The organism is Psychrobacter sp. APC 3281, assembly GCF_030407815.1.
GTDB lineage: Bacteria > Pseudomonadota > Gammaproteobacteria > Pseudomonadales > Moraxellaceae > Psychrobacter.
This window is the reverse complement of sequence record NZ_JASDCS010000012.1, coordinates 40,927-67,681: the sequence shown is the minus strand read 5'-3', so window position 1 is coordinate 67,681 and position 26,755 is coordinate 40,927. Positions and strand designations below refer to the sequence as shown.

General features: G+C 41.9%; 22 protein-coding genes. 10 read left to right on the top strand and 12 right to left on the bottom strand.

Going from position 1 to position 26,755, the window contains the following annotated elements:
- The first annotated feature begins 32 nt into the window (after positions 1-32).
- From QL886_RS11525 to QL886_RS11510, 4 genes are all read left to right on the top strand, one after another.
- Positions 33-2,321 carry a primosomal protein N' gene (locus QL886_RS11525; RefSeq protein WP_290178797.1) on the top strand — a complete coding sequence of 763 codons (2,289 nt, stop codon included), beginning with the start codon at positions 33-35 and terminating at the stop codon, positions 2,319-2,321.
- 234 nt (positions 2,322-2,555) lie between these two features.
- Positions 2,556-3,737: a cation diffusion facilitator family transporter gene (locus QL886_RS11520; protein WP_290178796.1), complete on the top strand. Its 1,182-nt coding sequence runs from the start codon at positions 2,556-2,558 to the stop codon at positions 3,735-3,737.
- Positions 3,738-4,044: 307 nt separating this feature from the next.
- Complete coding sequence (locus QL886_RS11515; RefSeq protein ID WP_102091894.1) at positions 4,045-4,749, top strand: hypothetical protein; 705 nt, start codon at positions 4,045-4,047, stop codon at positions 4,747-4,749.
- Positions 4,750-4,840: 91 nt separating this feature from the next.
- Positions 4,841-6,727, top strand: coding sequence for a monovalent cation:proton antiporter-2 (CPA2) family protein (locus QL886_RS11510; RefSeq protein WP_114700593.1), 1,887 nt, complete (start codon positions 4,841-4,843; stop codon positions 6,725-6,727).
- A 45-nt stretch (positions 6,728-6,772) separates the two neighbouring features.
- On the opposite strand, the gene QL886_RS11505 is transcribed toward QL886_RS11510, so the two are convergent.
- Complete coding sequence (locus tag QL886_RS11505; protein ID WP_290178795.1) at positions 6,773-7,702, bottom strand: DUF2628 domain-containing protein; 930 nt, start codon at positions 7,700-7,702, stop codon at positions 6,773-6,775.
- A 201-nt stretch (positions 7,703-7,903) separates the two neighbouring features.
- Between QL886_RS11505 and trmB the strand changes: the two genes are divergently transcribed.
- From trmB to QL886_RS11490, 3 genes are all read left to right on the top strand, one after another.
- Positions 7,904-8,743: a tRNA (guanosine(46)-N7)-methyltransferase TrmB gene (gene trmB / locus QL886_RS11500; protein ID WP_290178794.1), complete on the top strand. Its 840-nt coding sequence runs from the start codon at positions 7,904-7,906 to the stop codon at positions 8,741-8,743.
- Between the two features lie 1,058 nt (positions 8,744-9,801).
- Positions 9,802-10,854 (top strand): recombinase RecA, encoded by a 1,053-nt coding sequence (gene recA, locus QL886_RS11495; protein ID WP_101205782.1) that lies wholly within the window; start codon positions 9,802-9,804, stop codon positions 10,852-10,854.
- A gap of 40 nt (positions 10,855-10,894) precedes the next feature.
- Complete coding sequence (locus QL886_RS11490) at positions 10,895-11,986, top strand: regulatory protein RecX (RefSeq protein WP_290178793.1); 1,092 nt, start codon at positions 10,895-10,897, stop codon at positions 11,984-11,986.
- Between the two features lie 192 nt (positions 11,987-12,178).
- Here the strand turns inward: QL886_RS11490 and QL886_RS11485 are convergent, their stop codons facing one another.
- From QL886_RS11485 to QL886_RS11460, 6 genes are all read right to left on the bottom strand, one after another.
- On the bottom strand, positions 12,179-12,892 hold the full coding sequence (locus QL886_RS11485) for a YidB family protein (protein WP_102092773.1): 714 nt from the start codon (positions 12,890-12,892) through the stop codon (positions 12,179-12,181).
- Between the two features lie 241 nt (positions 12,893-13,133).
- Positions 13,134-13,592: a hypothetical protein gene (locus QL886_RS11480; protein WP_290178791.1), complete on the bottom strand. Its 459-nt coding sequence runs from the start codon at positions 13,590-13,592 to the stop codon at positions 13,134-13,136.
- Between the two features lie 52 nt (positions 13,593-13,644).
- On the bottom strand, positions 13,645-13,926 hold the full coding sequence (locus QL886_RS11475) for a succinate dehydrogenase assembly factor 2 (RefSeq protein ID WP_057761419.1): 282 nt from the start codon (positions 13,924-13,926) through the stop codon (positions 13,645-13,647).
- Positions 13,927-14,052: 126 nt separating this feature from the next.
- A complete protein-coding gene (folP, locus tag QL886_RS11470) occupies positions 14,053-14,946 on the bottom strand; it encodes a dihydropteroate synthase (RefSeq protein ID WP_290178789.1) in 894 nt (297 codons plus the stop codon).
- 166 nt (positions 14,947-15,112) lie between these two features.
- The gene (gene ftsH / locus QL886_RS11465; RefSeq protein WP_224737777.1) at positions 15,113-17,008 is read right to left on the bottom strand and encodes an ATP-dependent zinc metalloprotease FtsH; all 1,896 of its coding nucleotides are present in this window, start codon (positions 17,006-17,008) and stop codon (positions 15,113-15,115) included.
- A gap of 401 nt (positions 17,009-17,409) precedes the next feature.
- The gene (locus QL886_RS11460) at positions 17,410-18,042 is read right to left on the bottom strand and encodes an SAM-dependent methyltransferase (RefSeq protein WP_057761424.1); all 633 of its coding nucleotides are present in this window, start codon (positions 18,040-18,042) and stop codon (positions 17,410-17,412) included.
- Positions 18,043-18,376: 334 nt separating this feature from the next.
- Between QL886_RS11460 and QL886_RS11455 the strand changes: the two genes are divergently transcribed.
- Together QL886_RS11455 and QL886_RS11450 are read left to right on the top strand one after the other, a co-directional pair.
- Positions 18,377-18,688: a YhbY family RNA-binding protein gene (locus QL886_RS11455; RefSeq protein ID WP_057761426.1), complete on the top strand. Its 312-nt coding sequence runs from the start codon at positions 18,377-18,379 to the stop codon at positions 18,686-18,688.
- A gap of 219 nt (positions 18,689-18,907) precedes the next feature.
- Positions 18,908-19,681 (top strand): hypothetical protein, encoded by a 774-nt coding sequence (locus QL886_RS11450; protein ID WP_290178787.1) that lies wholly within the window; start codon positions 18,908-18,910, stop codon positions 19,679-19,681.
- 155 nt (positions 19,682-19,836) lie between these two features.
- On the opposite strand, the gene QL886_RS11445 is transcribed toward QL886_RS11450, so the two are convergent.
- Positions 19,837-20,565 carry a CHAP domain-containing protein gene (locus tag QL886_RS11445; RefSeq protein ID WP_057761430.1) on the bottom strand — a complete coding sequence of 243 codons (729 nt, stop codon included), beginning with the start codon at positions 20,563-20,565 and terminating at the stop codon, positions 19,837-19,839.
- A gap of 249 nt (positions 20,566-20,814) precedes the next feature.
- On the opposite strand from QL886_RS11445, the gene QL886_RS11440 reads away from it, so the two are divergent.
- Complete coding sequence (locus QL886_RS11440; RefSeq protein WP_290178786.1) at positions 20,815-21,330, top strand: hypothetical protein; 516 nt, start codon at positions 20,815-20,817, stop codon at positions 21,328-21,330.
- 298 nt (positions 21,331-21,628) lie between these two features.
- On the opposite strand, the gene lpxC is transcribed toward QL886_RS11440, so the two are convergent.
- From lpxC to QL886_RS11420, 4 genes are all read right to left on the bottom strand, one after another.
- Entirely contained in the window at positions 21,629-22,546 is a 918-nt protein-coding gene (gene lpxC, locus QL886_RS11435; RefSeq protein ID WP_290178785.1) for a UDP-3-O-acyl-N-acetylglucosamine deacetylase, read from the bottom strand.
- Between the two features lie 324 nt (positions 22,547-22,870).
- Positions 22,871-24,076, bottom strand: coding sequence for a cell division protein FtsZ (gene ftsZ / locus QL886_RS11430; RefSeq protein WP_290178784.1), 1,206 nt, complete (start codon positions 24,074-24,076; stop codon positions 22,871-22,873).
- 265 nt (positions 24,077-24,341) lie between these two features.
- Positions 24,342-25,634: a cell division protein FtsA gene (gene ftsA, locus QL886_RS11425; protein ID WP_057761435.1), complete on the bottom strand. Its 1,293-nt coding sequence runs from the start codon at positions 25,632-25,634 to the stop codon at positions 24,342-24,344.
- 164 nt (positions 25,635-25,798) lie between these two features.
- Positions 25,799-26,587, bottom strand: coding sequence for a cell division protein FtsQ/DivIB (locus QL886_RS11420; protein ID WP_290178783.1), 789 nt, complete (start codon positions 26,585-26,587; stop codon positions 25,799-25,801).
- Positions 26,588-26,755: the final 168 nt, after the last annotated feature.

The window sequence follows — 26,755 nt, the reverse complement described above, 5'->3', positions numbered from 1 at the left end:
CATATTCACCTAATAAGACTGCGAAGCCGTTTATGTTGGTACAAGTTGCTCTGCCCGTTCCCCTTTATCGGGTGTTTGACTATAGCCTACCAGCTGATATGCTTGCTTTGCCAGACAGTGCGATACCGAAAATCGGCAGCCGTGTTGAAGTTTCGTTTGGTCGTCAGACTCTGATTGGCATTGTGATTGCTCATATTTCACAAGACGATAGCAGCGTACCTGTTAATAAAATCAAACCTATTAATAAATGTCTAGATGCTGAGCCTATTTTGGACGCTAGCATGCTCAAGCTTGCCTATTGGTTAGCGCGCTATTACCACTATCCGCTTGGCGATGTGTTAGCAGTTATCCTGCCAAGCCTTGTCCGTCAAGGCAAACCATTAGACTTGCTGATTACCCATTGGCGCATTTTGCCTCATATCACTGATGATGATTTTCGAGCCAATGCTAAGAAACAAAAGCAGCAGTTCGACATGCTAAAGCTACATGGTCAGCATGGCGCAAGCGAAGATGTATTGCTACTAGAAGGTATGCAACGAGCATTTTTAAAGACGCTAGAAGATAAAGGGCTAGTCGAGCGCTATATTCAGCCAAAGCAAGCGCCTACTCCAGTTAAGCTGGCAAAAATGCCACTTAATCTCAATGATGAGCAGAGACTTGCTGTCGACGCTATTATTGCTGCACACGAATCCGATACTTATACTGGTTTTTTGCTCAACGGCATTACTGGTAGTGGTAAAACCGAAGTCTATCTGCAAGCGATGCAAGCTGTACTAGAGGCTGGTAAACAGGTTCTTATTTTAGTACCAGAGATTGGACTCACACCGCAAACGCGAGCAAGATTTGCCAGTCGGTTCGCAGCCCATATTGTGCTATTACACTCTGGCATGACCAATATTCATCGCTTACAAGGGTGGCAAGACTGCCGCACGGGGCATGCACAAATCGTGATCGGTACACGTTCGGCTGTGCTATATCCCTTTGCAGACTTAGGCCTGATTGTCGTTGATGAGGCGCATGATGGCTCGTATAAGCAACAAGACACGTTACGTTATCATGCCGCTGATGTCGCTCTCTATCGAGGTTTGCAGTACAAAATCCCAGTGATACTCGGTACTGCCACACCTTCCCTTGAGCATTTAAAACTGGTCGATGATGGCAAACTAGCAGAATACCAACTGCTTACTCGTCCGGGCAATGCCAAACCTGCAACCATGCAGCTGATCGATGCTCGCTTGCAAAGCACCCATCAACAGGCACAAGATGACGGTGCGCGCTATGATACAGGGCTGACGGATGCCATGATCGGGGCGATACGGCAAACGCTAGAAGCCGGTGATCAGGTATTAATATTTTTGAATCGTCGTGGCTATGCGCCTGTTCTATTGTGCGAGGCTTGTGGTTGGCAAGCAGATTGTCCGCGCTGTGACGCGCACCTGACCGTTCACTATAATAGCCAAGCTCAGCGAAACAGTTATTCAAGCAACTCGTACTTAAAATGCCATCATTGCGATTGGCAAGCCTATATCCCTACCGTATGCCCTGATTGTGGTAGTCAAAACCTAGACGCCAAAGGCATGGGAACGACGAGGCTCAGCGAAAATCTGCACGCAATCTTTGCCAATCCTCAAACCAGTAAAGAGCTCTATCCAATTATTCAAATAGACCGTGATACCACAAGACGCAAAGACAGCTGGGAAAATATTTACGAGCAAATTAATAAAGGCAACCCTGCCATATTGGTCGGTACACAGATGGTTGCCAAAGGTCATCACTTCCCCAATGTCACGTTGGTTTGCTTACCCAATGCCGATCGCGGATTTTTATCAGCAGACTTTCGCTCACCAGAGCATACCGCACAGCTCATGATTCAGGTAGCTGGCCGTGCTGGTCGAGGTGACAAAGCTGGCCGCGTATTGATTCAAACGTTGCAGCCTGATAACGAGTTACTATTAAAACTGGTCAAAGACGGCTACTTGTCATTTGCACGCGAGCTACTGCAAGAACGTCAAATGATGGGCTTACCTCCTCATCGACATGCTGCATTGATACGCTGCGAAGGTAAAACATTAGCAGCTACTACTCAAGCACTCAAGGATGCTATTGCGCATTTGCCGAATGCTCATAACCTCGCTGTTCTCGGTCCTATTGATGCACCCATGAGTAAAAAGAACAGCCGCTACCATGCACAACTTTTGCTATTGGCTAAAGACCGTCGTCAATTGCACCATGTGTTGGGACAGTGGTGGCAACCAGTGCTTGCCCTACCAAGCGCTAAATACCTTAAGCTTACTTTGGACATTGATCCTGTCGGTTGGTAGTTCTCACTTAGTTCTCAACAAATAGGTGCGTATCTTTCTGCTCCTCCTCTCATCATGTTTACTTCGTCGTTACAGCTTCTCATGCTTGGCTATGTTAAATTTATAACTATCAAACTTTATGCGGCAAAGGCTCTACGCCTACTCTACCCATAGCAAGCATCACTTATTAGTAAACGTCACTTATCAGTAAGCATCATCTATCGAACGCGACTATCAGCGAATTTGAGTATTATTATGAATCCAAATAATCCAAACTCTGACGAGTACAATCATAGCCAACAGTATGATAATACGGATGTGCCTAAGTACGTTCGCGAAGATGAAGAAAATAACTACACTCAAGAAAACCAAGGCCATCATGATCATGATGAGCATCTAGAGCAAACAACCACAGCACGAGATACCAAAGGCTATCAGCGCACCTTGCTGTTCAGCTTTATTATCATTACTGGTTACATGTTTATCGAAGCCATTGGTGGCTGGCTCACTGGTAGTTTGGCTCTGCTATCTGATGCAGGGCATATGTTAAGCGATGCGATAGCGCTTGGTGCCACTTTAGTCGCATTTAAAATTGGCGAAAAAGCAGCTACCCATCAGAAAACTTTCGGTTACAAGCGCTTTGAGATATTAGTTGCTACGGTAAATGGCGCTACCCTTGTGATAATCGCTTTGATGATTTTTTATGAAGCGATTAAACGCTTTAACTCACCGCCAGAAATTGCGACCCAAGGCATGCTTATCGTGGCGACTATCGGTATGCTGATCAATATTTTGGTCGCTTGGCTAATGCATCGAGGTAGTCAAGGTGGCGAGCCACACAGCCATAATCATGGTACGGATGATGCCAAGGTCGCAGAGCAGAAACCTAATAATGCAGAACCCGTTAACCTTAATATGCAAAGCGCCTATTTGCACGTATTGAGCGATTTATTAGGGTCAGTAGCTGCGATTATCGCTGCACTACTTATGATGGGTTTTGGTTGGGTATGGGCAGATGCAGTGGCATCAGTAATCGTTGCTGTGCTTATTTTAATCAGTGGCTACCGCGTTGTACGTGATTCTGTGCATATATTGATGGAAGGAACGCCTGCCAATATATCGCTCGTCGATGTAGAGCAAAAATTACTCGAAGACTCTCAAGTACAAAAAGTACATGACCTACATGTTTGGAGTATTACTAGCGGTCTCAATGCACTCTCTTGTCACGTGGTGGTCGATGGTGAAATGAGTATCCATGAATCAAATATTCTAATTGCCAGTCTAGAACAAAGATTGCTAGAACTTGGTATACACCATGCTACCATTCAGGTCGAAAGCTCGTCTCATCCGCAGAACATCTCACATAGCGATGCATTAGTCTGTGATATTGCAGGACAGCTACCTGATGACAATAATCATATTGGTCATAATCATTAACGATGAATTAACAGCTAAATGGTTGAATAAAGAAGTCAGTAACTTGAAACACGACCTAGCAAATACAAGTATAGGCATCTGATACTGGCTCATAATAAAATTTACGTAGAATTAGAACTAGAATCTAGATCACATTAAGACAGTCGTGATTTGCGACAATCTTTTGCTTTATTCCATTCAAAAAACTCAAGTCCAAATCGGCTTATGTGGTTATAATAACTATTATAAAGTTTTGTTTAGCACCCCAGTTAATTTTTATAATCATACTTTTTGGTATTTTCACTCTATCTATTGATGATATAACACTATGTCTAGACGCTCAGCACCCTTTGTCGCCCCAGACTATATCGATGATCCTGCATCAAAAGATGGCAAAAAACACGCCAAAGTTTTGTTATCAACGCTGCAAGAAGACATTGCAAACTTTCGTAATGAACAGTTTCCACCTGATATTTTGCGACAAATCCGTGATATGCCTATCTATGAAGGCAATTTAGCGGAAGTCCAAACCTATCAGCAACGTTGGCAAAATCTGCTTGAGCGCGCAAAGGATTTTTATCCAGCGGCCAACATGCCACCTGACTATCTACCACTCCCTGCCAGCCTTGAGATACCGCAATTCATATATCACGTTCAGCGTCTACACTTAACTAAGACACGCGCTAAAGAATCCAAAAGCTTTGGATCAGTAGGCGCCCTGACTGATAAATGTGGTCAATATACGGATGATGAAATCGAGCGCATGACAGCAGTGCTAGAAAATGACGAGGAAGCGCGACTGGTAGCGCATCGTGAATTTATCGATCTGCGTGCTTATGTTTTTTGTCGCGATAGTAAGGGCGAGATGCTAGAGCCTGAGCGGGTACGCTTTTATCGTACTGGTCTGATTGTACATGCCCTGCCTGACTTTAAGATTGTAGATAGTCGCCAGACACCGCGTAAACGCCGCAACGATGCTTATAACAATCCGCTTGCAGACAATGGTGTGTGGAAAATTTATCGCAAAAAATAATAGATACTAGCGCGATATCGTTTTAGCCATACTGATTTTAGTCACGTTGATTTTATATCGTATATTTTATTCAAATTTTTAAGGAGCCCAGATGTTTGCTGCCGCCGCCGGCTCACCAAATCTCATGTTGCAAGCCACTATCTTTTTGGGAGCAGCATTGCTCTTTGTCCCTCTTGGTAAACGCTTTGGCATTGCGACGGTTTTAGGCTACCTTATCACCGGACTCATATTGGGCCCTAGTGGCTTGGATGTGGCAGGCGACGCTGAAAGTCTATTGCACTTTTCAGAGTTTGGCGTGGTCATGCTGTTGTTTATTATCGGGCTTGAGCTACAGCCTTCGCGGCTCTGGGCATTGCGCCGCTCTATATTTGTATTGGGCGGTTTGCAGGTCGGTTTGACTGGTACGCTACTAATGTGGCTATTACATCAGTTTTTCTCCTTACAACTAGATACTGCCTTTATTGTTGGTTTTGGTTTAGCGCTATCTTCTACCGCGTTTGTACTACAGATACTGACTGAAAAACAGCAGCTTTCGAGCACGCATGGTCGAGAAGCCTTCACTATCTTATTATTCCAAGATATTGCGGTCATTCCATTGTTAGCAGTCATTCCGTTTTTATCAGGGGTGCGTGAGCAAAGCTACGATTTGATTTATTTTGGTAAAGTATTTGCTGTCTTTGCAGGTCTGATTTTTGCCAGCCGTTATGTGGTTCGACCATTCTTTAAATTTGTGGCTTCCAGTGGTGCATCAGAACTACTGACAGCGGTCGCCCTATTTATCGTGATGGGCGTATCTATCTTGATGGGCCAAATCGGTCTATCAATGGCGTTAGGTGCATTTTTGACAGGTGTGTTGCTCGCTGATTCTGAGTATCGTCACGAATTAGAAGCCAGTATCGAACCTTTTAAAGGATTGCTGTTAGGTCTGTTCTTTATGTCGGTCGGTATGCTTACCGACGTCAAACTCATTTTGGCAGAGCCCATCTTTATTATTGGCTGCGCACTCGCCTTGATGTTTATCAAGTTTGCAGTGATTGCAGGTATTGCCAAAGTATCGGGCAATCGCTGGCCAACCAGTATCAGATTGGGCGTAACCCTAGCTCAAGGTGGTGAGTTTGCCTTTGTCCTATTCAGTGTCGCCACTGCTCAAAACGTCTTACGTCCCGAGCTTGCCAATACTCTTAACTTAGTCGTTACCATCTCGATGGCGCTGACACCTCTGGCATTCTTATTGTTAGAAAAAGTGGGTGAGCCGTTATTTGCCAAGAGCAAACCAAGTCGCGAATACGATACCATTCCTGATCATGAGCATCAGGTCATTATTGCGGGCTTTGGCCGCGTTGGTCAGATTATTGGCCGTGTACTGCGCATGCATAATATCGAATTTACCGCTATCGAACGCTCTGCAAACCGAGTAGATTTTGTAAGAAAGTTCGGTAACCAAGTATATTATGGCGACCCAAAGAACCCTGAGATTTTACGAGCGGCAGGCATTCAAAAAGCGCGAGTGTTTATTCTCGCTATCGATGACTTAGAACGCTCTATCACTACCGCTCAGTATCTTCGTAAAAATTATCCTGAACTAATTGTATTGGCAAGAGCACGCGATCGTCAGCACTATTATCGCTTGCGTGAGGTTGGCGTGCGGCACATTTGGCGTGAGACTTATTTATCGTCTTTGGACATGTCACGCGAATCATTACAATTATTAGGTATTTCTCCAGAAAAAGCGCGAGAAACAGTAAAAACATTCCGTGACTATGATGATGATTTAATAGAACGCCAACAAGCTATCTACGATGATGAAGCTAGCATGATTGAGTCCGCACAATCAGCAATGGCTGAGCTTGAAAGCTTGTTTGATGAAGATATTGGTAAAGCACGAAAAATGGATTTAACCGATTTTTATGAGGCGTTAAAGAGCCAAGCAACACCAGTTGAGGAAAAAGATGATACTGCAACGGACTCTAAGCATTAGCTCTCAGTACTAGCAACATCTACAAGCACTTGTGAAATACAGCCCCTAATCAGCTATGCAGTTTTTAGGGGCTTGTTTTTTATTCAGTGAGCTGGTGCAATCCCAGTTATCACTGTCTGGTATATGATAAAAGACCAGCGTCTGCTCGTTTAAGTAGCGTATTGGAAACGTCACGTTCTGAATCGTTGCCACTACCGCACAGTCGGTTTCTGTTACGCCAGCAGCCTGAACATTGACATGCATGCGTAGTTGCTGCTGCTCGGTACTAAGCGGCAGATTTACTGGGCACTGCCCTGTCTGCTGATAAATCAACGCCACTCGATTTTGGGCATTCTTTGCAATATCATAAGCGTCAAATAAAACTTCGTTTGCTTTTGGCTTGGCAATAATCGGTAAGAACTGCACCTTAATCACCAATAGCGAAAATGCAAAAAAACCAAACCCTAATGCCAGTCCAAATAAGCTAACGCCGCCTTCTCTTTGCAGATGCGCCTTCTGTGCTGCCTCATCTCGCGGATGATCATTTATCGCATCAGCGATCTCACGCCTTGCCATACGGTAGTAATACGCATCCGTCCAGCGTGCCACCATAAACGACCAAAACAGCCAAATAACAGCGGCAATACCGATACGTGTTGCCATCTGATAAGCATCTGGTACATAGGACATCGCTATAAATTCAAAGGCGACTAGCACCAGCGCGACATTAAGCTGGATAAAAGACCACCCTGCGACACTATAGACAATCGCATCCATATAGCGCTTGCGATATAGCAACCAAGGAAAAGTGATAAAAAATGCAGCCCAATGCCATTTTGGTGACAGATAACCTTGCTGATCAAACTGCTCAAAGCGTTTGAGATAATAACGCTGGCTACGATTACCGATGAACCACTTGTCTAATTGCTTACGTTTAGTAGGTGTTAACGATTCTTGATAAAATGGTGGCGGTGAATCTGTCTCGATAAATAACATGGCAGCACGCTCTACTTACTGACTCTTAGAAAAAGCATTTGAAAGATACCATTATATGATAACGCCAAAACCCGTGTGTAACATAGAGAAACCATAGCACCGATCAGCAAATACGCGAAAATAGGATTGTCCGTTCACAGTTGTATGGATTTAACTTATAATAAGCAAACATCACCCACCTAATTAAGCCCTACGAATCCTATGAGTCAACATTCTGATATCAATGACAACCTCAACAGTACCGATACTACTGATGAGCAAACCCCTAATAGCACAAGCGAGCCTATCGATATCGATAACAGCACCAACCAAGAAATAGAACCGACCTCTGACAAGCATATCCGCATCGTCAATACGTTTATGAAGCGCCGTACACACATGAACAAAAACGCTGAGCTTGCATTAACTGCTCCAGAGTTTTCTGAGTATTTGGTCAATAACAGTTTTGGTGATGGCGATCTTACCGGTATTGACAACTTACGTACGTTATTTGCTGATAGCCCTAACGGTCCAGATGCGCCGCTTACGGTAGAGATTGGTTTTGGCTTGGGTGATTCGTTTATTGAAATGGCGGCCGCTGACCCTACTCGTAACTTTGTTGGTGTAGAAGTGCATGAGCCTGGTATTGGTAAATGTGCGTATATGGCTGGCACCCAAGATTTGAGCAATGTAAAAATCATCAACGGTGATGCCATTCAATTGCTCAAGCAACTACCAGAAAACCATATCGACCGTATTCAGCTATACTTCCCTGATCCATGGCAAAAGAAGCGTCACTATAAGCGTCGTTTTGTCAGTCCTGAACGTATGACCATCGTTACGCGCAGCTTAAAACAAGGCGGCTGGTTCCATACAGCAACTGACTGGGAGCATTATGCATTTTGGATGGTTGAAGTATTGGATGGTTTCGCTGGACTGACTAACAAAGCAGGTACAGGTAATTTCACTGAGCGTCCTGACTTTCGTCCAATGACTAAGTTTGAACGTCGTGGCCTCGACCGTGGGCATGGTGTTTGGGATTTGATCTATATCAAAGACTGATTAATACAGCTTTACTTTTAAATGTTTTGACAAAGCGGCTATCTGATGTAGCCGCTTTTTTTTGGTCTTCTATAGGCTGTAGAAAATATCTCTAAAAATACTAGACATCCTATGCATAACTATGTCTACTGACATCTTAAGTGTATATCTTGAGTCATACTCCTGACTTTTAATGCCTATAGTATGATTATGCATAAAAAAAGATAAATTTATAATTTGTGAAACATAGCGCTCATAGCGTTGTTTGTAGACAAAACTGCTTCTCTAAAGTGATTAGAAACGAAATATAGAATCCGTTCCTAATACTAATAATCTACGTAAACTTATGTATTATAAGGCTTTACAGAGTTCTCCCCATAAGCTGTGGATAACCCTGTGCATAAGTCACTACTTGACAAGTTTATAGCTAAGCAACTTAAAGGATAAGGTAAAATCGTTCATTTTTTGTACAATTTATAAAACCTTTAAAATCAATAACTTATATAAAATTTGTACACATAAAAAATTATTTTAAATAATTTCTAAAATAATTTAATTATTCATAATGTTTCACAATCAGTGAAAATAAGCCTTTCATTTGTTGTGGACAACTCCTAAATCTATTGACAAGCATAGTCATTATCAGGTTCAAAACAACAGCGACCTATCGCATCCTTTCTACAAGTTTTCAGCCTCATACCATACGACAGATAGTGTCGTCTAGCATCCCTCAACGCTCATTATAGTGCTTTGCTTTTGTTATAATTACCTTATCAAATCAACAGTGTTAAGAAGTTGAGTCAAGTAATTAGCATGCCAAGTCTGACTTAAAAACAACGATAACGACAGTATAGTACGGACTTATTTTTACTTCTCTCGCTATTTAATTTTACTGTATAGTAGAACGATACATTCGATACTACTATCTATACCAGTCACGTGACAACCTATTTTTCGATAAAACAGCCAAACAATAATTGCCGACTTCATAACAGTCAGTATGCGTTTGCCAAAGGTTTTAACCGTACCAATATTTTATTTATAGCATCAACTTAACTACCGAAAACAAGGAATCCAATATGGACGACAATAAAGCCAAAGCCCTCAAAGCGGCATTAGGTCAAATCGAAAAGCAATTTGGTAAAAACACCATCATGCATCTAGGCGACGACTCGGCCATTATGGATGTCGATGTGGTCTCTACAGGCTCTCTAGGATTAGACATTGCGCTTGGCATTGGCGGTCTACCAAAAGGCCGTATCGTTGAAATTTACGGCCCAGAAAGCTCAGGTAAGACGACAATGACCCTGCAAGCTATTGCAGAATGTCAAAAGCAAGGCGGTACCTGTGCCTTTATAGATGCCGAGCATGCGCTCGACCCTGTTTATGCACGCAAGCTTGGAGTAAACACTGATGACTTATTGCTCTCGCAGCCTGACAATGGCGAGCAAGCACTTGAAATTACAGATATGTTGGTACGCTCAGGCGCAATCGATATGATCGTGATTGACTCAGTAGCTGCGTTGACACCACGTGCCGAGATTGAAGGTGAAATGGGCGACTCACACATGGGTCTGCAAGCGCGTCTGATGAGCCAAGCCCTACGTAAAATCACTGGTAACGCCAAACGCTCTAACTGTATGGTGGTATTTATTAACCAAATCCGTATGAAAATCGGTGTTATGTTCGGTAGCCCTGAGACTACGACTGGTGGTAACGCGCTGAAATTCTACGCCTCTGTACGTATGGATATCCGCCGTATTGGTGCGGTCAAAAACGGTGATGAAATCATCGGTAACCAGACCCGTGTCAAAGTCATTAAAAATAAAATGGCACCACCTTTCCGCCAAGCTGAGTTTGAAATTACTTACGGTGAAGGTACGAATCACTTAGCCGAAGTCATTGACTTAGGCGTGGAGATTGGAGCCGTTGGCAAAGCAGGCTCTTGGTACAGCTATGGCGACGAAAAAATCGGTCAAGGTAAAGCCAACTCTGTGCTTTTCTTAAAAGAGAACCCTGCCATTGCTCAAGAAATTGAAGACAAGATTCGTGACGAAAAGCTTGGTACGAAAAAAAATAGCAAAGCCGACGAAACTGAAGAAGCAGAACAGGCTTCTGAACCTGTACAATAATGGTTTAATGATTAACCGTTGTCAGTAACTATGATTCATTATGAAAATTAAAACCTTAGCTGAAATTCTAGCTGAGTCGGGTGCCGACTCAGCTAGTTCTGTTGATAGCAAACCAAAAAAACTGTCCAAAAACTCTCATACGAAAGAGCATAAAAAACGAGAGAAATCTAGTAAACGGACTACCCGCTCAAATAAAGATGATTCAGTCAAGAATGACGCTACTATTGATACAGCGTTTTTCGAAGACTCCTCTCCTAAGTCAAAAAAGAACTCTAAATCTAAAAAACGTAAAAAGCGTTTTCACCCAGCAGCCAATTTTACCGCTGAGCCTAGTGATACCCCTACATATCAACCCCCTGAAGCACAAACCATCAAAGAGATGCTGGCAGAAGTCAAACTCGACATTCATAATGACGAAGTTGACAACAGCTTAGCAACAGATAATGGTCGTAGCACTGAGCCGCTATCCAAAAACTCAAAACATGAAGCTGAGTTTTTTGCTATCAATGATAGTGAAACAGACAGCCAAAACGATAACATACCAGCCGCGCTCAAAGCCTACTTACGAACCCCTGAACAAAAACAAGCAGAAATCGATGCGATTAAAGCTGAAAGTCGATTGCGTTGGCTCGCATTTTATTATTTATCACGCCGTGAATACGGTAAGGCTGAGCTAAAGCAAAAGCTGATCGATAAAGAGCAAGACCCAGAAAAAATTGACGCACTGCTCGATGAGTTTGAAGAAAAAGGTTATCAAAGTGATTATCGCACTACCCTAATGTTGATACGTGAGAACATTCGCAAAGGCCGCGGACGTGGTCGGATCAAACAAGAATTCTATCGCAAGAAGATTGCTATGCCAGGTAACATCGATGAGCTAATCGATCTGGCAAATACTGAGTCTGATGAATTTAGTGAGTTTGTAGATGATGATGCAGACAACCTAGTCGATGGTGTGGATTGGCTGAAACTGGCGGTGATAGCACGTACCAAAAAATACGGTAATGAGATACCAGTTGAGCAAAAGGAAAAAGCTAAGCAGCTACGTTTTTTACAGTATAGAGGGTTTAATACCGATATCTGCTTTGCCGCACTTAACCATACAACAGAGACGCTAGACGAGCGATTTTAAGGGCTTAATATCGCTATCACTGTCCCTGCCAAACAGTATTTATCGACAGTCATACTCTTGTGATAGACATAAAAAAGAGCACGTTATATAACGTGCTACTTAATCAATACTATCAGTAATTTCAATCTGTATGACTTTAGAGTAATCAGTTAGAAATTTTCAAATTCTAAGCTGCCAAACTACTCGAATAAACTACTTAAAATTACCAAGACGGCTAGATAGTTGGCTAATAATTTGATCTATTTCTTCATTGGCCTCAGACTCATTATCCAAATTGCCATTAGGGGTTAACTGATTCATTACCTCAGGTAACAGCTCAGCGAGTCCTTGTCTTACCTCAGTTTCATTAGCACCAGTATGAGCGGCTACTTGCTGAATTTCGTTTTCATCAAACAAACGATTAATTTCGTTTGGATCTAAATTATCATTTGCTTCGTTATTACTCATCCAAGAGCGTGCTTGACCTTCATAACCCATACCAGTAATTTTCGACAATGCACCGCTCAAGCCACCATTACGTTTGATCCAGCTAAGTACCATAGGCATCAATGCAGCAACGAGCATGCCTTTACCACCAAACCCACTATTAGTTCGTTGACCACCTAATACACTACCTAAAATATCGCCTAGTCCCCCAGCACCTGAGCTCATACCGCCGCGCTGACTGCCGCCCGTGAGACCACCAATGATGTCGTCTAAGCCAAAACCATTGTCTGCTTGACGGCTATTTTGTTGAGGGCTATAACCACCTGCCTGACTGCCACCGCCTAATACGCTACCTAAGATATCACCTAGTCCACCAGTCTGCCGTGTTTCAGTACGTTGGTTAACTGGATTGCGCTGAGCGTCGTCTGGATTCATTGCACTACGTGCCACTTGGCTCACTAAATTCCCTAATAAGCTCATTATCTATTCCTCTTTTTATCCTATTGTTTACTACAAAAATACTGCTAAAAATTGTGAAACCTCATATCTGCCTATATGTTCTTTAATAACGGGACAGCAGAATTACGAGTTTTATTTTCTATTTTTAATATAACAGATTTTAATATAACAAACCTCTTTGTCCTTTGAGATAGCTATTTTGTTATGACGTGTAGAGTTTTCTCATCGTAAAAGGAAAAACTTAAGCTCCATAAATACTCAGTTATCTAGCATTACCCTTACTGGTATTGGCTAAAATATTTAATTGTCGCCATTGATCAGAATTTACTTGATCGCGGAATATAGTGGTTGAAAACGTTCTTTGATAAGGCTCAACGATATTGAACTCGATACTCATCGCCCACTGATAGCGATTTATATCGATTAACTCTGCTTGCCATAACTCATCGCCGCGACCCGTTCGTATCAGTAATTGCCATTCTTTATCGACACGCTGACTGAGCGATGGCTGACTAATGTGTAATAGGATTGGTCTCGATATAATCAGATAACTTGCAACTGCTGCCGAGACTATTAAGATTAGTAAATACTGCCACAAAGCCAAAGATGCAAACCATGCCAATATCATCATAACGCCAGTCAAGCCTACATATAGCAGCGCGCGTACATAACTGGCAGGCTTGATAGCTGTATCAATACGTAGCGAAGTTACTGGCGTCATATAAGCGTACCATGGGAAACGTTAGATATTGTACTGACCCATTCCTTAAGACCTAAACCAAGTCTTTGGTATGGCGCCATGTTTTTATCTTATTGACCAATGCCCAGATGTCGTCCTCTTCTGGACGATTTTGATTGGTAAAGTAGTCTAGTAAGTCTGGGTCTTCATGAGTGAGCATTTCTGCAAATGTTGCTTGTTCAGTAGCATCTGCTGTCAGATACAGCTCCTTGACGTAAGGATCAATATAAAAATCCAATTCTTTTAATCCGCGGCGAGCTTGATAAATGATACGGCGCTGTTCATTGGTTGGTTCTGGTTGAGTTGTACTTGTCATAGATTTACTCTTATTAAGTTATATAGTTTTGCGGGTTTAGATAGTTTAGAAAAAAATATCAGGCATAGCGTATAGAATATTTATAGTCTTGAAATCTCACCATGCATTCGGACATGTAGAATGAGTTTAACAACGATATGCTGACAGTTGACTCCATAAGGCCACTGCTTGCTGCATCATCGCTACATTATGCGTACGAATGATACTTGCGCCTTGTTGTAGCGCAAACAACCCAGCTGCCGTTCCTACCGAATCACGTTCTACCGCTTGCGTCGTACTCACAGCTTCAGCCCCACTTTTGGTCAATACTTCTGCCAAGAAACGCTTACGAGAAATGCCAAACATCATTGGCAGCCCTAATGTCTGCAAGCTACTCAGCTGACTTAATAGCGCGCAATGATGCTTATAGTTTTTGGCAAAACCAAAACCTGGGTCGATAATAATATTGTTTCGTTTGACGCCTATGCTAACTACTTCGTTAATACGGTCGAGCAGCTCCGTACGCACTTCATCGATCACATCGTCATACTGTGCCAGATCATTCATTGTCGTTGGCTCACCGCGCATATGCATTAGCATAACAGGTATATCGAGCTTAGCTGCCAGCTCTGCCGCACCAGTACGTTTCAGTGCTCGTACATCGTTCCAAATGTCAGCACCTTCATTAAATGCTGCCTGCATGACTTCAGGACTGCTAGTATCAATCGATAACCAAATAGCATCACCACAATGCTGACGAATGGCTCGAACCACTGGTACAACTCGTTGTATCTCATCATCAGTGGCCACAGTTTGCGCATTTGGACGAGTAGATTCACCACCGATGTCGATAATAGTAGCGCCTTCATTTATCATCTGCTGGCAATGAGCGACGGCTTTATCTACTGCGTTAAACTGCCCACCGTCTGAAAATGAATCTGGCGTTACGTTCAGGATGCCCATGATACGGGGCTGCGACAAATCTAAAGTTTTATCACGACTAGACACTTGATAGTTGGGTAAAGGTTGGAATAATGACATGAATAATCCATCGCAAGTAAAATTTATAATGCAGCTTTAGTTATTGTTATCTATGCTTATGATACCAGTAAATCTTATAGGGTTCTAAACCCTTGATAAAATGATGACAATAAAAAAAAGCCCTCTATCATAAAGGGCTTTTTATAAGACATGAATACGCTAGCACTTACATTGCTGGTAATGGTGGCGGTGTAGCACCAGTTGCTTTAACGTCATTTTTCGATAAGTTTACTTCGTTATGTTGGTAGACTCTTGGTGGACGTGGTTCTTCACCTGCTAAGATATCTTGCAACTGGTCACGATCAATAGTTTCCCAGTTCATAAGCGCATCAACCATCGCATGCATTTTATCTTGGTTGGCTTCAATCAATTCACGAGCGATATCATACTGCTCTTCTAGCATACGACGTACTTCTTCATCAACCTTCTGCTGCGTAGCTTCAGAGATAGTACGTCCACCACCGCCGAAATATCCTTGCGAGTTGTCGTCATCTTCATACACCATAATACCAAGTGCATCAGACATACCGTACTTCGTGACCATCGCACGTGCCATTTTAGTGGCACGTTCAAAGTCATTCGAAGCACCCGTCGACATTTGATTGATAAACACTTCTTCGGCGATACGACCACCGAACAAGATGGCAATGTCGCTTAGCATCTTAGACTTGTACATACTGGTCTGATCATGTTCAGGCAACTGCCAAGTGACACCAAGGGCAAAGCCGCGCGGCATAATGGTAACCTTGTGCACCGGATCTGTACCTGGCAATAGCTCAGCTACTAACGCATGACCCGCTTCGTGATAAGCAGTTGCACGGCGCTCTTCTTCGCGGATTACCATGGATTTGCGTTCAGGACCCATATACAGCTTGTCTTTCGCATCTTCAAAGTCATTCATATCGACACTGGTCTTGTTGCGACGTGCGGCAAATAATGCAGCTTCGTTTACAAGGTTAGCAAGCTGTGCACCACTAAATCCAGGCGTACCACGAGCAAGAGAACTGGCATCTACACTGATTGTATTCGGCAGTTTCTTCAAATGCACTTTTAGGATTTGTTCACGGCCTTTGATATCCGGCAAGCCTACTTGTACCTGGCGGTCAAAACGACCTGGACGCAATAATGCTTTATCAAGTACATCAGCACGGTTGGTTGCGGCAATAACGATAACGCCTTCATTACCTTCAAAACCATCCATCTCAACCAATAGTTGGTTCAATGTCTGCTCACGCTCATCATTACCGCCGCCCATACCGGAACCACGATGACGACCGACTGCATCAATCTCATCAATAAAGATGATACAAGGAGCGCTTTTCTTCGCCTGTTCGAACATATCACGGACACGAGATGCACCAACACCAACGAACATCTCAACAAAATCAGAACCTGAAATTGAGAAGAACGGTACTTTAGCTTCACCAGCAATAGCTCTCGCTAGCAAGGTTTTACCCGTACCTGGAGGACCTACCATCAAGATACCACGAGGAATCGTTGCACCCAGTTTGGTAAATTTATCTGGATCACGTAAGAACTCAACCACTTCAACAACTTCTTCTTTGGCTTCTTCACAACCCGCCACGTCTTCGAAGTTAACGTTGATTTGATCTTCAGTCAGCATCTTCGCTTTTGATTTACCAAAGCTCATTGGGCCGCCGCCTTTACCGCCAGCGCCGCCTTGCATATTACGCATAAAGAATAAGAACAGACCAATAATCAATAGAATTGGGAAGCTGGCTATCAGTAATTGCATTAATACGCTTTGGCGCTTCGGTGCAGTTCCTTGAACTTCGACTTGGTTCTCACGTAGCATTGGCATGAGCTGGTCATCTGACACAGCTGGTCTAATGGTCTCAAAAGATGAGCCATTTTTCTTCTCGCCGGTGATCTGTTCGCCGTCGATCTCGACACTGGCTACTTGGTTTTCTGACACTGCGGTCACAAACTCAGAGTAGTTAAGGTTATCCGGCTCAGAAGATTGATCAAAGCCGCTAAACACCAGCACCAAAACGCCGATTACCACCAGCCACAATAAGGTATTTTTTACCATGTCGCTCACTAGTTATTCCCATCCCTTACTTATTGGTGTGTTTATTAAACACGTGACGTCTATAAACGTATTGCTCATTTTTAACGAATATCCCGATAATAAAAAGCTGCTAAATTAAACTTATATGATTTATAGGTAGCATAAAAATTGTTTTTATAAATAATCAGTATGAGATAAACATAGATATACGATTATTGAGCTTGTAAAACGCTTATTATCAGACGACTTTGCCTAAAACGTATGCTAAAAACAAAGGTAATATACCATGATATGTGGTGCTAACCCGCATAATTCAAGCAGGTTTCACGATTATTCATTTAACAATTGACGCAGCTTTTGTATCGCGATAATAACACTTTATGGTGGTTTACCCTCATGCTTACAAGAGCAGCAACCTATTGATGTTAAAACTATTTAATCGCTATCCAAAACATCTCTTTTGAGCGTGGTCGTGACGCACCTGGCTTTATACTACGAATCTTACTAAAATCCTGCTGCATCTGCTTGCGTAATTCTTGTGTACCCTCGCCTTGAAACACTTTCATAATAAGTGCGCCACCTTCTGGTAAGGTTGCAAGCGCGAAGTCCACTGCTAGCTCACATAAGTACATCATACGTGGCTGATCGATAGCACTGTTCCCAGCGGTATTGGGTGCCATGTCAGACAATACGACATCGACTTGCCTATCACCTACTTCTGCCATAATAGCGTCAAACACTTCAGCTTCACGAAAATCACCCTGAATAAAGGTCACATCAGGCAAGGTATCCATCGCCAAAATATCAGAGGCAATCAAGATACCATCGTCACCTACCAATCGGCCAGCGACTTGTGACCAGCTACCAGGCGCACTGCCCAAATCTACGACCGTCATGCCTTTTTTGATCAGGTTGGTTTTTTCATTAATCTCTAATAATTTATAAGCGGCACGGGCACGGTAGCCATCTTTCTGAGCTTTCTGTACATAATGATCGTCAATATGCTCTTTCATCCAAGCACTGCTGCTCTTTGATAGTTTTTTGTTTTCGATACGCGTGGCCAAAATACCTGCTCCTATTGCTTTACTAAATCTAGCTGCTTTAATTGCTCTATCACTTACAAACTGATATTAATCCATTGCGGATTATTCTAAATACAGTGTTAATCAGATTTTTTATTCATGGTTGGTTGCAAACTGACCAAATTCTATTGGTTAAATAACTGTTTTATAAGGCAGTAGCGTTTATAATGTACCAAACATTCAGTTTAACATTTTCGTCACGTAAAATCGTGCAAAATCCTGCTGATCTCATGCAAGATGGTCACAGATTATCTATAATGATCAATAACTGTTTTTGACAGTACCATTTTTATTTTTACCAACACCTAGGAATTCTATGCAACTCGATAACGCTACCATCAAACGTCTAAAAGGCATCGGTCACGAGCTAAAGCCTATCGTTATGATCGGCAACAAGGGTATTACTCCAACCATCACTGAAGAAATCGATCGCGCGCTAACAGATCATGAACTTATCAAAGTGAAATTGCCTGCTGGCACGAAAGAAGAACGTGATATCGTTGGCGCTGAACTTGCTAAAGCGGCTAATGCGTCTTTGGTTCATTCTATTGGTCGTATGGCATTATTACTACGCAAAAACCCAAATGCCAACCCAAAACTGTCTAACCTAGCACGTCACGCACAGTAACATGTCATAACCGACTGGAATTAAGTGACTGGGTTTTATGTTCACTTATATCATAGCCAAATGATAATGAAATACAAAGGCCGCGACGCTTCTTGCTCGCGGCTTTTATGTTTTCCGATAGTCTCGGTTATACTTACCATATAGTATTAGTGTCCTTAATCAGTATGATTTCTCTTGTCACTATCACCTCTTTATTATTACCGTCGAGATGTACTCATAATGAACCAATCTTTTAACCTCTCTATAGCCACAGAGACGATAGCGAAAAACGCTCAGCAATTAGGCGTGTCTATAGAAGCGCTTGAGAATATCTCTATCGAAGTAAGTGCAGAGATCATCCAGCAACCAGCTTTGCAACTAGTGCTGACCTATCAAGTGACTTTGCCTAGCCAAACTTTGGCAAACCAACTCAATTGGTCAACATGGCAACAAACTCAAGTAAATTTCACTGATTACCTATGGGAAGAAACGTGCCTTGAATGCTTTATTGCTGGCAGCAAGATTGCGGGCTGTAAGAATGATGACGAAGATATCGTAGCAACTCACCAGATAGAACCTCACAAGATACCACTTCAGCAAGCAACCGCTTATATAGAGATCAATACTAGCCCTGATGGTCGTTATGCACTTTATCAATTTGAAAACTATCGTAACCCTGCGGCACTACCGCCAGTACCGTTGTATGAAACCGACGGAACCACGCGCGCATCTATTAATTGGCGTAACTGTAAAAAGCTAGCAGATATATCAGGGGAAAGCCATTTATCTAAAAATCCAATGGTAGTGCAGACACCTACTCATTATGAGCGCAGCTTTAGCCTGCCTATAATTCAACTACCGAATCAACAATACGCTATTGCAAACATGATGATCGAACAAATACATCCTTGTGTCATCCTATGGTTTGGCGAAACTGATTTATACTTTGCCTCGAGCCATGCCTGCCCTCCTGATTTTCACAATCGCGACTATTGGCCAAAATTTGAGCTTTGATTCGTTTATAGGAGCTGCACTCATTTAAATATAGCTATTCTTAGATATAATTATTTAAAGCACAAAAAAAACCCAGTAATGTCATAAAGAGCATTACTGAGTTTGGAGAAAACTTTAGTCTTATTTAACTGATACTTACTTCATTTAACTGATGTTTATTTGTCAGCCATCGCAAGGTAGATACCACGGTCTGATGCATCATCAACATACTGCGAATCACGCCATGTCGTATAGCTGTAATTACCGCTATATGGGCTGATGCTGTTTTGACGGAAATCAGACACCCAGTCATTGCCATCAAAAATCTGGATATGACCATGTGGACGGCTTGACGTACGGTTATAGACAACGACATCACCAACTTGTGGTGCCATGTCGTTACTAATCTTGGTAAAGCCAGCTTGAGCTAGCGTGCCACGAGAAGCGTACTGATAGGCTGAAGGGTTAGGCGTAAATTCGTAACCTGCTGATTGTAATGCTTTACGTACATAGCGAGCACAGTAACCAGAGCTTCTAGATAGAGCGACGCGAGAGGCATTTGCTGCTGCAATAGCAGGAGCAGAGTTGCGATCAGGTACACGGCTTGCTTGCTGCTGACGCTGCTCGTAAGACAAACGACTGGTCAGTGAAGCGAGCTGATATTCTTTTTGCTTAGCATGAGCGCTTAGGTTGTCAATTGCTTGACTAATCTCATCGTTGCTATATACATGGGCACCACTGTTAGTGCTATAGATGTTGCGACTAGAACCATAGTTCGCAGAAGTAGAAATATTTGTGATGGTATGACTCAAGGTATTATTTGGTTGAAAGGTTGTTTCGGCAGCACCACTCGTCTGTGCGATACCCATTCCCAATACTGACAAAATTAATAAAGCTTGTTTCATAAATTTACTACCTATTGTTAATACAAGTCTGCTCGTCATCCGTAACGAAGCATCAATTAATTTAGAGGATATAATCATCAAATAGACGTGATAAAATCCCTATTACAACGGTTCATTCTTTTCAAATAGTGACTAGTGCCAGTAGTACTTCCCACCTAGTCAACTATCTTATAAGCCATCTGCTATATATTGCTTTTAGCATGTCTGTTATGAGTATCGAGTTTGTCACCTATTAGATGAGTACTTACGATGTCAAAAAAACAGCCTAATCGGCTTGCCCAGCTTATAGATCATCAAGCATTTGCTGGTAGCGCGCTACCTCAAACCCTTGCTAACAACATGCGACTATATATAGAAGCAACCAACGAGATAAAAGAGCTATTAGTAGACTGTCTACCTGAAGAAATACTCAATACCTGTTGGGTTGTAGGCTTAACACCTGAGCAGTTGATATTAAGTGTTAGCTCAATGACAGCAGCAAATCATATTCGCTATTTACATAGCTCGTATTTGCAAATACTAACAGAGCAGTCAATTACATTTAAACAACTCAAGCAAATTCGCGTCGTTGTGGCTAAAAGCTCTGCCGATAATTATTCATCTAAACAATCATCAACATCATCACTGCACTTACCAAATTCTCGTAAAGCCAATGAAAATCAGGTGCTTAGCCAGAACACAAAACGGACTATATCACAGGCCGCAGAGCATGTCACCACTGATGAAAATCTCAAAAAAGCTCTTTTGCGTTTGATTAATCATTAAAAATACTGAGCGTTAAATGTAAAGTTATGTAAATAAGAGCAGGCGATGGCATTGATAAAGATGGATTTTTGTAATGTATCAGATGAAAAAAATCCTTCGTTAGTTACATCCAGATTATGGATATAGCTAACGAAGGACTTAAAAACCATCTACAGCTTTTGTATTATATGCCTTAACAGAAAATTCATATAATCATATAGATAATATATTCAAAATATAGCATATTATATAAATGTAATTATGGGCTTCCTATGTAATATTGCGTAAATGTTTCGATACTTCCTGTATATTCCTGTATTTATCCTTCAATAACCAAATCATTAAGCGGTAAATACTCGATAGGACAGGTTACATTGTCATCAAAAGTTACAATTTCAAAGTTATCTTCGTCAGATAGTATTTCACGTACTAATAAATTATTTAGAGCATGACCAGACTTATAGGCGTTAAAACGACCTAAAATTGGGTAACCAATCAGATGCAAATCTCCCAAAGCATCTAAAATTTTATGACGGACAAACTCATCGTTAAAACGTAAGCCTTCTGCATTAAGTATGTTGGCATCATCGATAACGATGGCGTTTTCCATACTGCCGCCAAGTGCTAAATTATTTTGACGTAGCGCTTCTATATCACGTAAAAATCCAAAAGTACGCGCAGTGCTTAATTGTTCGATGAAATTCTGTGTAGAGAACTGCAACTGTGCATGCTGAAAGTTCTTATCAAACGCAGGATGATCAAAATCAATTTCGAAATTTAATTCATACCCTTCATAAGGACGTAGCTCTGCCCACTTATCTTCTAGCTTTACTCGTACTGGACGTATAATTTTAATAAACTTTTTGGCCGCTTCTTGCTCACAAAATCCTGCATCTAGTAAGAGCGCAACAAAAGGCGCAGCGCTACCATCCATAATTGGTATCTCTGAAGCAGAGACCCGAACTAACAGATTGTCTACTCCTAGACCAGCGATGGCACTAAGCAGATGCTCAACCGTGCCCACTCGCGTACCGCCAAATACTAAGTTCGATGACATCATCGTGTCTTGTACTAAAAACGCACTCGCTGGGATTGGTTGACTACCTTCTATGTCAGAGCGCTCGAAAACAATACCAGTGTCAATCGGCTGTGGATGAAACTCCAAGTCAACAGGCTGACCACTATGTAGACCAGTACCCGTAACGGCTATTGCTGTTTTTATGGTTCTTTGGTTCATGGTTGTCTTCTCACATATTTTGTTACAATTGACATAGTGTACCATTACCGACCCCTTATTCGCTATATATAAAAAGCGCTAATTTTCTTATCTCCTTGATTGATAACACTTATCGTCAATATTCTATTGCTGATTTTTACTTTATATGGCCTACCTAATGCTATAAAACAACGAGGCTCATATACGTTTCGACAATCATATACATATAGATTACATAGAAAATTGTCATAATTTTTCTTATACAAGACGTTTCATTTTTCCTTAACCACAAAAAAACCAGCGTTAAAACGCTGGCTTTTTCTTACTCACAGTAAATTAGAAGTACTATTTATTCTGTTGACGCTTTAAATAGTCTTGGATACTGTTTGTTTTAGTCTTAGGCTGCTCTTGAGGTGCGCTTGCGCTAGGACGTGCAACGGTATCTTGATACTGCTGAGCTTGTGACTGCTTCTGACTGTTTAAAGCGCTGGTATGCACGTTAGGATCGACAGGTTGCGTGCTATTAACAGAAGGTACTGGCTGCTCTACTACTTCTGGCTCTTGACCTGCATTTTCGTCTAACGTTAAGCCAGTTGCGATGACAGTTACATGTAAGTCGTCACCCATTTTTTCATCAATCACAGAACCGTAGAAAATATGAGCGTCATCAATATCAGTAATTTCTTCGACTATTGCACTGATTTTGCTCATTTCATCTAGTGATAATGACTCTGAAGAAATAACGTTAACCAGTAGACCTTTTGCATTTTCTAAACGCAAATCATCAAGTAGTGGTGATCTGATGGCTTTTTCAGTTGCTTGACGCGCACGATCATCACCGCTGGCACGGCCAATACCCATCATCGCATGACCTTTAGCAGTCATCGCCGTACGGATATCGTTAAAGTCAATATTGATCATACCTTCGCTAGCGATGGTTTCCGCAATACCTTGAACGGCATGCAGCAATACATCATCCGCTTTTTTGAAAGCATCTTGCATAGAGATGTTGCCGTATACACTCATCAACTTATCATTTGGAATCGTGATAATTGAATCAACAAAGTTAGTCAACTGCTCAATACCTGCTTTAGCAGCTTTGATACGCTTACCACCTTCGAATTTGAATGGCGTAGTCACAACCGCAACTGTTAGTACTTCCATTTCTTTCGCAATACGAGCAACAACTGGCGCTGCGCCTGTACCAGTACCGCCGCCCATACCAGCAGTGATAAATACCATATCTGAGTGCTCAAGCAATGCGCGAATCGCTTCTTCTTCGCTCTCTGCTGCTTCACGACCCACTTCTGGATTTGCGCCTGCCCCTAGACCACGGTTCGTTTTTGCACCTAATTGCAGTTTGTGCGGTGCAGTAAGACGATCTAGCGCTTGTTTATCTGTATTGGCACAAACGAACGTTACACCTCTGATGCCTTGCTGTACCATATGTTCAACTGCATTACCGCCGCCGCCACCAACACCGAATACAGTGAAGCTTGCTTGGCCATTGTTTTGAAGCTGATTATCATCTGGCATGGTGTATTTTGACATAAAAAAGATTCTCCAGTTGCAGATAGCGTGTAAGTCGATACATAGTAACGCACTAATGTGGCGCGCTATCGACATACTATATATAAATGTATTTAAATAAAACAGGGTATGGCTAAAATCGATCAGTATAGACAATAATATGTCATTATTACTTACTACTTTATTTTTAAAACTAATTTATTCGCAATGTTACTTTATTTTTTGCTTAATCAACTTAGAGGTATTCCATAATGTATAGATGCTCCAGATACGATATTAAACAGGTCTATAGTATTTTCTTTAAAACATTTGCAAACCGTTGACCCGCGCTCCGAAACACGCCTGATACTCGATTGTTTTGAATCGCTTCAGGTTCACTTTTCTCACTACGACGGAATTGCTCACTCTGGCTATATAACAACGTACCAAAAGCCGTCTGATAAGCACGGTCATTCACTTGACTATTTAGTAGCTTAAACGACTCATCATTATCGAAATGATTATAAGCACTGATAGCAGGATGAGTATTGGTCAATACAACAGGCATTTTTAGTAGCTTTTTGGCAAAGGGTATCATACCTTTAATCGTACTACCGCCGCCAGTCAACACAATTCCTTTATCGATATAGCCTATCAAACCTGCTTCGTGTAATTGACGCGCTACTTCAGTAAATATCTGAACGTAACGAGCCTCAATAATGCGTGCCAAGTTATAGATGCCAATATTGATTTCGTCACCCGATCCTTGAGGCTTGAATAAAAAGAAGGCGCTTGGATCGACACTATTGACATCAGCTGTACCATGAGACTTCTTCAGCTTTTCAGCTTCAATCATGGAAATACCAAAATCAGCTGAAATATCCATTGTCACTTCATGACTACCTGTTGCTATACAATGTGTAAAAATCAGCTTATTTTCTTTATACACACAAATGCTGGTCGTGCTAGCACCGATATCTACTAAGCAAACGCCTTGCTGGCGTTCCTCAGTCATCAAACTGTACTCAGCACTGGTCACTGCATCGAAAACAATATGATCAATGCCGACGTCACAACTTTGCAATAGTTTTTGGATATTCTGACGGCTGGCAACAGGCATCATCATCATGTGGTACATTACGGTGATATTGTGTGCCATCATCTCGATGACATCATCCACCATAAAATCTTGCTCATCGACATAGATACCTTGCTGACAGCAATGCATCAAATAATAGTCAGATGATAAATCACGCGATTTTGCATTGGCCAATGCTTGTACCATGTCTTTGGCACGTACGACTTCATCTTCTACTTTGACTTCTCCAGCACTGTTTTTGCTAGATAGCTCAGGGGTCGCAAGGGTTAACCAAACACTGTGCACACGGCAGTTAGCGGTGTCTTCTGCTTCTTGAATGGCTTGCTTGATAGCACCTTGCAGACGTTCACGATGCTTTATTTGACCTTGATAAAAATCGCTGTTTTTAACTTGTCCTACGCCCAAAATACGAATGTCTTTTGCAGAGACAACATTGCCTATGACGACATATACTGCCGTGGCACTTAGATGGACAACAACCAGATTTTCATTATTTTTCATGGTACCAGACAAATTATCGCTAAATAGAAGAGCAAGTGATGCTCTTCTATTAAATCATTAAAAAAAGCGTTACTAATACGCTATGATGTTGTACATATTTTCTTCAAACTAAATAAACCGTATTAGCTCACATCGGTTATGCATAGATGTAGTGCTTACTTAGGCTATTCTGATTCAGCACTCTGTGTCACGTTCCAAGCAATGGTAAAGCCATTTTTGTATCGTAAATCTACAGACTGCATGTCATCTCGACGCGTACTTAACTGATTGCCAAGCAACTGGCTTAAATTCAGTAGTTTTTGTGCCGTATTTTCATTGTCTACAATCACACGTAGCCCATTGTCAAAGCGGATTAGCCAAGTCATTCTCGGTGACAGAATGATATCTTCGACCTGCATCTCAAGCGGTGCATACCAATCATTAACTTGCTGCATTTGTTGCATAATAACTGGTGCTTGAGACATCTCACCCTGCAAGGTGGCAAAACGCTCTTGTGTTAAATCTCTACTATCAGCAGGAACAAACACCGCCCCTTTTGCATCGACCAAACGTTCTGTACCAAAATTAGCAACTGCTTGCTTGGGTAATGCGTTGACGACAATACCACGTTCCCAATCACGAGAGATACTCACTTGGTCTACCCAAGCTAAGCCCATCGTAATGTCTCGCAATGCTTGCAAATCAGAAGTAAAGAAGCTACTTACTTGTTGTTGTTCCATCACGTCTTGCAATGAGCGATATTGAGCAGCAGACAAACCTTGATTGCTGACATAAATATTTGCTGGCGGTGCATCACGCAGCGCTTTTCCGCCCATCATTAATATTAGCACTAGCAAGCCTAAAACCAGTACCATAAATAGATACTTTACCGTTGCTGGTATTTGGATCTTAGATTTTGGGCGACCGGCTTTATCACTCATCAAGTCAGTTACCTCGTTGACAGTTTGAGCCATAACGACCTTTGTCCCTATATTTGCATAAAACTGATCATGCTATTTATTGATATAAATCTGCGTATTTTTGGCAGAAGCTTATTAAGTCGATATGTTATCAAATTTTGTTAAAAATATAGCTTATATACAGCGATTACGTTGATTTAAACGTAACATTTTTCTTAAATT